The organism is Variovorax sp. OK605, assembly GCF_900115445.1.
In the GTDB taxonomy this organism is placed as follows: domain Bacteria; phylum Pseudomonadota; class Gammaproteobacteria; order Burkholderiales; family Burkholderiaceae_C; genus Variovorax.
This window is the reverse complement of record NZ_FOWL01000026.1, coordinates 75338-81984: the sequence shown is the minus strand read 5'-3', so window position 1 is coordinate 81984 and position 6647 is coordinate 75338. Positions and strand designations below refer to the sequence as shown.

The 6647-nt window shown below is 65.2% G+C and carries 6 protein-coding genes; 3 read left to right on the top strand and 3 right to left on the bottom strand.

All coding sequences use genetic code 11. From position 1 onward, the window contains the following. The 3 genes from BM013_RS37955 to BM013_RS37945 all read right to left on the bottom strand — a co-directional run. The coding region (locus tag BM013_RS37955; protein ID WP_256221871.1) for a LysR family transcriptional regulator at window positions 1-800 on the bottom strand (800 nt) is incomplete at its 3' end. A 379-nt stretch (window positions 801-1179) separates the two neighbouring features. Further along, window positions 1180-1935, bottom strand: coding sequence for an SDR family NAD(P)-dependent oxidoreductase (locus tag BM013_RS37950; protein ID WP_093135387.1), 756 nt, complete (start codon window positions 1933-1935; stop codon window positions 1180-1182). 11 nt (window positions 1936-1946) lie between these two features. Further along, the gene (locus BM013_RS37945; RefSeq protein ID WP_143098474.1) at window positions 1947-2744 is read right to left on the bottom strand and encodes a cupin domain-containing protein; all 798 of its coding nucleotides are present in this window, start codon (window positions 2742-2744) and stop codon (window positions 1947-1949) included. Window positions 2745-2854: 110 nt separating this feature from the next. On the opposite strand from BM013_RS37945, the gene BM013_RS37940 reads away from it, so the two are divergent. From BM013_RS37940 to BM013_RS37930, 3 genes are read left to right on the top strand one after another with little or no spacing between them, the layout of a single operon-like run. Next, entirely contained in the window at window positions 2855-3889 is a 1035-nt protein-coding gene (locus BM013_RS37940) for a TRAP transporter substrate-binding protein (protein ID WP_218153728.1), read from the top strand. A gap of 15 nt (window positions 3890-3904) precedes the next feature. Further along, on the top strand, window positions 3905-5788 hold the full coding sequence (locus tag BM013_RS37935) for a TRAP transporter large permease (protein ID WP_256221870.1): 1884 nt from the start codon (window positions 3905-3907) through the stop codon (window positions 5786-5788). Between the two features lie 41 nt (window positions 5789-5829). Further along, on the top strand, window positions 5830-6630 hold the full coding sequence (locus tag BM013_RS37930; protein ID WP_093135357.1) for an SDR family NAD(P)-dependent oxidoreductase: 801 nt from the start codon (window positions 5830-5832) through the stop codon (window positions 6628-6630). Window positions 6631-6647 lie beyond the last annotated feature (17 nt).

The window sequence follows — 6647 nt, the reverse complement described above, 5'->3', positions numbered from 1 at the left end:
CGGCGCTCGAAGCGCGCATTGCCCGCATAGGCCATGGCCGCGCTTTGCGGGATCACCGCGATGCCGAGCCCGGCCTCGACCATGCGGCACACCGCATCGAAGCTGCTGACCGACACCTTCGGCGCGAAGCGCATGCCCAATGCATCGGCGCGTTCCTGCAGCGAGCGGTCGAGCGCGCCGCCCGCGTGCACGCCGATCAGCGGATGCTGCAACACCTGCGCAAAGCCCAGCGCCTCATGCGCCGCCAGCGCCTCATGCGCCGCCAGCGCATGGCCGGCCGGCAGCACCACGTGCAACGGGTCGCTCGCGAAGAACCAGGCGTCGAGGCCGGCGGGCACCGGCACGTCGACACCCACGCCGATGTCCGCGCGGTCGTCCAGGCAGGCGCGCACCACGTCGCGCGTGTCTTCCTCGTGCAGCGAGATCGTCACCCGCGGATGCGCCGCCATGAAGCGCTGCAGCCGCTCGGGCAGGAAGCCGATCACCGCCGACATGTTGGCGTACAGGCGCACCGTGCCGCGCACCTCGTCGCCTTCGGTCTGCACCTCGCGCACCAGCGCGCGCAGGTCTTCGTCGATTCTTTCGCCGCGCGCCAGCACCAGCCGGCCGGCCTCCGTGAGGCTGATGCCGCGCGGGGAGCGCACCAGCAGCGGCGTGCCGAAGGCATGTTCGAGGTCCGCCAGGCGGCGGCTCAGCGCCGAGGCCGCAATGTGCTCCTGCTCGGCCGCGCGAACGATCGAGCCCGCGCGTGCGGCGGCGACGAACAGGCGGACACTGTAGGGATCGATGCGGCGGGTCAACGTGGGGCGCTCCGGGAGGGGCGCCCAGTTTGTCACAGTGGTACGAGGTCCGGCCTCCCGTCGGCAATGCACGGCGTGAGGACAACAGAGAGGCGTGTTGCCAAGGCCAAGTTCTCCGCAATCCTCCGCGAGCATCGAGCATCGAGCATCGAGCATCGAGCATCGAACGGCGGATGGCGATGGCGATGGCGATGGGCTCGGCGCATATTGCCCCCACGAGGACGGCCTATGACGCGGTTGCACCGCGGATGCCCGGCGATGTCCGACAGTGTCGGGCCGAGCAGCCCATTGGAAGACCAATGGCAATGAGCGACTGCAAAGGGCCGCTGGATAACACCTGCGCTCATCCTGAAAGAGCTTTTCGACCCGAGCAAAGCCCTTAAATTTCAAGCAAGCCCGCAGCCATAAATCCGCCATCCACGGGCAGGATGTGTCCGGTTACGAACGCGGCGCGATCCGAAACGAGATAGCTCACAGCACCAGCCACCTCGTAGGTCGTTCCGTATCGAGCACTCGGTATCGAGCGTGCATAGTTCGCTCGAGTGGCCTGTGAGTGATGCGCCAGCGTGAGCGGTGTATCGATTGGGCCCGGCGATACACCGTTGGCCGTGATGCCGAAAGGCGCGAGTTCGATGGCCATCTGACGGGTCAGCCCGATGAGCGCCGCCTTGGATGTGCCGTAAGCCGTGCGCCCGGCGCTCGCCCGCATTCCGGATACCGACGTCATGTTGACGATGCGGCCCCAACCGCGCGCACGCATCAACCGCGCCGCATGCTGTGCGCAGATCAGGGGACCTGTCACGTTGACGGCCATCACTTTGTCCCAGTGGTCCATCGGGTAGTCGAGGAAGGCATAGGTCTTCGCGATGCCGGCGTTGTTAACGAGTACATCGCAGCGGCCGTACTTCTCTCTGACTGCAGCGAAACCCGCTGCCACCGCGTCCGCATTTCCGACGTCCATGGCGAGCGGCCAGGCGTCGAAGCCTTCAGCCGACAGGCGCCGCGCGGTTTCATCCGCCGCCGCCGCGTCGATGTCCGCCACGACGACCGCGTGGCCGTCATGCGCCAGACTTTGCGCGATGGCGGCGCCGATGCCCACGGCCGCGCCTGTGATGAGCGCCACTTTCCCGTCCATAGTCATCACCTTCAAAAGCCGAACAGGTCCGCGCGCTCGCCATCAAGCCATTCGATCGGCGCTTCCGACCACGCAAGGAAGAAGGCACCGAAGCCGCTCGACATGCGCACCTGCGCACCTGCTTCGATCATGCAGAAGCCGCCGCCGAGCACGAGCTGTCCGTTTACTTTCATGCCGCCTCCGATCATGAAGATCTCGACCGGTGCGCGAGTGATGAACACTGGCACGCGCGTTTGCGGGATCAGCGTGAGAGCGGTGTTGCGATAGTCGTGCGGCGTTCCTTTGTAGTCGCAGATGAGCCGTCGAGACAGACCTGCCACCGACGTGGCGTGCGCCGGCAACCGCTCCACGAAGATGCTCACGTCTGGCGACTCCTCGGGCCGCGGGTTTTCGAAGTTCTGCACACGTGCACCCGCGTGAAGGTGCGGTGCGTCGGCATGGTTGGCCTCGGGTGAATAGAGGATAGGGCCGTCCAGCCGTGACGCCATCAGCGTAGGCAGGTAGGCGATGGCGTCGTGCGTTGCGCCAGGCATGTTGATGCCCATCTGTCCGCCGACCGTGGTCCCCGCGTAGTCGGTGAGGCCGCCGCTGAGCATGTAGCTGAAGGCGATGTCGATGTGATGATGAAGGCCCGACGAAGCCATGGTGTCGAACCCCAGCAGGCCGAGGAAGCGGCCCGTCCTGCGGTCTTCATGTACTGGTGCCAAGCGCAGTCCGGGGCGCGAAGCATCCACCCAGCGCATGGCTTCCTTTTCCTGGACGAAGACGCTCGCGTCGGTTTCGATGATGGGGTCGAGCACTGCTTGCATGGGGTATGTCTCCTAGGGGTTTACGTGGAATCGTGAAACTTCAGCTTGAATAGATCATAACGATCGTTATCATTTCGGCAAGTCACAAGAAACCCTGACAGGAGACATCGATGAATGCATTCCGTTCCCCATTGCCGCTCACGCGGCGCCGCCTTCTCGTTGCATCGGGCGCTGTCGCGATCGGTGCGGCGGGTGTGTCGACATCGGCCTTTGCCGCGGCGGAGTTCCAGTTCAAGTTCGCAAACAACCTGCCGCCCACCCACCCGATGAACGTTCGCGCCAAGGAGGCCGCGGACAAGATCGCCAAGGACAGCGCAGGCCGCGTCGAACTCTTGATCTTCCCGAGCAACCAGCTCGGTGCCGACGCCGACCTGCTGAGCCAGTTGCGTGCGGGCGGCATCGATTTCCTGACGATGTCGGGCCTGGTGGCCTCGACGCTCGTGCCCACCGCCGCCATCACTGGAATGGGCTTTGCGTTCAAGGACTATGCAAGCGTGTGGCAGGCCATTGACGGCAAGCTCGGCGGCTATGTGCGTGGGGAGCTCGCAAAGGCCAACCTGATGGCCATGCCCAAGGCCTGGGACAACGGCTTTCGCCAGATGACGAGTTCGACCAGGCCCATCAGATCTGTCGACGACCTGAAGGGCATGAAGATGCGCGTGCCGATCAGCCCTCTGTGGACGTCCATGTTCAAGGCGCTGGATGCCGCGCCCACCGGCATCGCACCGCCCGAACTGTATTCCGCGCTGCAGACCGGCATCGTCGACGGGCAGGAAAACAGCCTCGTGGGCATCCAGTTCACCAAGCTCAACGAAGTGCAGAAGTACTGCGCGCTCAGCAACCACATGTGGGACGGCTACTGGATGCTTGCCAACAAGCGCATCTTCGAGAAATTGCCAAAGGACATCCGGGAGATCGTGCAGCGCAACCTCGACGCCGCGGCGGTAGCGCAACGCGGCGACGTCGAACGGTTGGGGATGAGCTCGCGCGCCGACCTTGAAAAGCTGGGACTCAGATTCAACGAGGTCGACAAGGAGGCTTTCCGCGACCGGCTGCGCAAGAACGGTTTCTATGCGGAGTGGAAAGGCAAGCTCGGCAAGGAAGCGTGGGACACGCTCGAAGCCGCCGTCGGCGGCATGGGGTGAACCATGCACGCGTCCATGCCGTCCCCTGAAGCGGCCGCATCCGCCGTCGCTGCAGCGCCGTTGCGCGTTGTGGTCACGCGCCTCGACCGCGCTCTGGGCAGCGTCGTCGAGGTGCTGGCCGCTCTGCTGGTGCTTGCGGAGATCGCGCTGCTGAGCGCTGGCGTGATCGCGCGCTATGCGCTGCATTCGCCGATCACATGGAACGACGAACTCGCGTCGATCCTGTTCCTGTGGCTGGCCATGTTTGGCGCAGTCATCGCGATGCGGCGCGGGGCGCACATGCGCATGACGTCGCTGGTTGCGCGCGCCGGCGAGCGCAAGCGAGTGTGGCTCGACATGCTAGCGGCCGTCGTGTCGCTCGTGCTGGCTGGCGTGCTGTTGCACGCGGGCTGGGGCTACGCAGCAGACGAAGCGGTCGTCATGACGCCTGCACTTGGAATTTCGTCGGCGTGGCGCGCGGCGGCCATCCCGGCGGGGCTGGGCCTGATCATTCTTGCGGTGCTGATGCAAATTGCAAAGTCGCGCGACATGCGCGCTATGCTGGTCATTGCTGCGGGGTGCATTGCGTTGAGCGCAGCACTCTTTTTCCTGCAGCCGGTGCTCAAAAACCTCGGCAACTGGAACCTGTTGGTGTTCTTCGGTTTCGGGCTGGCCACGCTGATTCTCTGCGGCGTGCCCATCGCCTTCGCGTTCGGTGTGGCCACGGTGGCCTACGTGGCCTTCGCCACGCGTACACCGGTGAGCATCGTGGTGGGGCGCATGGACGAAGGCATGTCGCATCTGATCCTGCTGTCCGCGCCGCTGTTCATCTTCCTGGGCCTGCTGCTCGAGATGACCGGCATGGCGCGTGCGATGCTGGATGCGCTCGCCGGCCTGCTGGGGCGCGTGCGTGGTGGCATGTCTTATGTACTGCTCGGCGCGATGGTGCTTGTTTCGGGCATATCGGGCTCGAAGGCGGCGGACATGGCGGCCATTGCACCTTCCCTGTTTCCCGAGATGAAGCGGCGCGGCGCCAAGCCGGGTGAATTGGCCGCACTGCTGTCGGCCTCTGGCGCGATGTCTGAGACCATTCCGCCGAGCTTGGTACTCATCACGGTGGGCGCAACGGCGGGCGTGTCGATCTCGGCGCTGTTCGCGGGCGGGCTGGTGCCAGCCATCGTCATGGCGCTGGCGCTGGGCGCCGTCGCTTGGTGGCGCGCCCGCGGCGAAGATCTCAGCGGAGTGCAACGCACCACGGTGGGCCGCGTCGCTCGGTCGTTTGTCATCGCGGCGCCAGCCATCGCACTGCCCTTCATCATCCGCGCAGCGGTGGTGGAGGGCGTGGCCACGGCCACTGAGGTATCGACCATCGGCATCCTCTACACGGTGGTGGTCGGCGCGCTGGTCTACCGGCAGTTCGATTGGCGCCGGCTCGGCTCGATGCTGGTGGACACAGCCTCCCTCACGGGCGCCATCATCCTCATCATCGGCACGGCCACGGCCATGGCCTGGGCGCTGACGCAGTCGGGCTTTGCACGCGACCTCACTCAGTTCATGAGCCATCTGCCCGGCGGCGCGGTGGGTTTCATGATCGTGTCGATCGCCGTGTTCATCGTGCTGGGCAGCGTGCTCGAGGGCATTCCGGCCATCGTGCTGTTCGGGCCGCTGCTGTTTCCCATTGCGCGCACGCTGGGCATCCACGACGTGCACTACGCCATGGTCGCAATTCTTGCGATGGGCATCGGCCTGTTCGCACCGCCGCTGGGCATCGGCTACTACACGGCCTGCGCCATCGGCCAGGTGAACCCGGAGGAGGGCGTGCGGCCCATCGTGGGTTATCTCGTGGCGCTGGTGATCGGGCTTGTCGTTGTGGCGATCTTCCCGTGGTTCTCCATTGGCTTTCTGCCGCAGGCGCGCTGAGCCATGCCGTACGCTTTTTTATCTTGATTTCAGGAGTGACGATGGGACGTCTTCAAGACAAGGTGGCCTTGGTGTTCGGCGCAGGTTCGTCGGGCCCGGGCTGGGGCAATGGAAAGGCCGCGGCGGTGGCTTACGCGCGGGAAGGCGCCAGGGTGGTGGCGATCGACATGTCGGGCGAAGCGGCGCAGGAAACGGCCGGCATCATCGAAGGCGAGGGGCATCAGGCTATTGCCCTGCACGCGGACGTGACCGATACCGCCTCGGTCGACGCTTCGGTCGAACGCGCACTGGCCGCCTTCGGGCGGATCGACATTCTGCACAACAATGTCGGTATCACCGTGATGGGCGGTCCGCCCGATCTGGACGAGGCAACGTGGAACCGCTCGCTTGACATTAACGTGGGCAGCGTCTATCGCACCACGCGCGCCGTGATCCCGCACATGCTGCAGCAGGGGGCAGGGGCGATCATCAACATCTCTTCACTGGCTGCCATCCGCTGGGGCGGGTATCCGTACTTCGCCTATTACGCTGCCAAGGCGGCGGTCAACCAGGCCACAGTGGCGCTTGCGCTGCAGTACGCCCGCCAGGGGATCCGTGCCAACGCGATCCTGCCCGGCGCCATCGACACACCGCTCATCTACCGCGAGATCTCGGGCCAGTACGCCTCCGTGGAGGAAATGCGTGCCGCGCGCAACCGCGCCGTTCCCACGGGCAAGATGGGTACCGCCTGGGACATTGCGAACGCCGCGGTGTTCCTGGCCTCGGACGAAGCGGCCTTCATCAACGGCGTATGCCTGCCGGTGGATGGTGGCCAGAGTTGTAGCCTTGGCATGGGGTCGTGACGCGGCTGGCTATCATC